This is a genomic window from Dellaglioa sp. CoH-57-MRSF-18, from assembly GCF_056781995.1.
Genome location: NZ_JBXAXX010000181.1, coordinates 1 through 306, shown reverse-complemented (window position 1 = coordinate 306; position 306 = coordinate 1). Strand labels below are relative to the sequence as shown.

The 306-nt window shown below is 58.8% G+C and carries 1 protein-coding gene; it reads right to left on the bottom strand.

The features are described 5' to 3' along the window. On the bottom strand, positions 1-306 hold a 306-nt coding region (locus AC1RPG_RS08645; protein WP_481762578.1), incomplete at both ends, for a hypothetical protein.

Genomic DNA, 306 nt, shown 5'->3' with positions numbered 1-306 from the left:
AGCGCGCTCATCTGCGCAGCAAGCGTCTGTTGTTCCCACAACGCGATACCCTGACCAACGAACGTCTGCGTGTAGTTGACCTGCGCTTGGAACAGAGCATCCATCTGGCCCTGATCGTACGTGTAGCGCGTACCCAGCGCGTTGACGATGCCTCGGTTCAGACCCGCAGGTGAGAACGACGGGTTAGCCACGCGATCCGTACGAGCACACAACGCACCCGCCCAACCCGAGAACGGCACATATTGCTGCTTACCGTTGATCGTATCTGCCTCAAGAACGTCGGGAGCGAACAACGCGCTATACGTC